Genomic DNA, 551 nt, shown 5'->3' with positions numbered 1-551 from the left:
CCTTAATGCTTGTTTTAGCAGGACTTTACAGTGTAAAGAATACGCCTGTTGACGCAATTCCGGATCTTTCTGATGTTCAGGTGATCATCAAAACCAGCTACCCGGGTCAAGCACCGCAAGTGGTGGAAGATCAAGTCACTTATCCGCTAACCACCGCGATGCTCGCCGTACCGGGTGCAGAAACCGTTCGTGGGTATTCGTTCTTCGGGGATTCGTACGTTTACATCATTTTCAACGATGATACCGACATGTACTGGGCACGTTCACGTGTTTTGGAATACCTAAGCCAAGTTGCACCTAAATTACCACCAAGTGCAAAACCAACCTTAGGCCCAGATGCAACGGGTGTGGGCTGGGTCTACAGCTATGTATTGCAAGACAAAACGGGTCAACATGACCTTGCCGAGCTGCGCAGTTTGCAAGATTGGTTCTTAAAGTACGAACTGCAAACCGTCGATGGCGTTTCTGAAGTCGCAACCGTAGGCGGTATGGTTAAGCAGTATCAAGTCCAGATTGATCCGGCGAAGCTACGTGCTTACAACTTAACGCTG

General features: G+C 48.6%; 1 protein-coding gene. It reads left to right on the top strand.

Going from position 1 to position 551, the window contains the following annotated elements:
• The coding region (locus R7Z50_RS30115; RefSeq protein WP_318150100.1) for an efflux RND transporter permease subunit at nt 1–551 on the top strand (551 nt) is incomplete at both ends.

The organism is Vibrio sp. 1249-1, assembly GCF_033340495.1.
The sequence above is the reverse complement of the archived record's forward strand: the minus strand, read 5'-3'. Positions and strand labels throughout refer to the sequence as shown.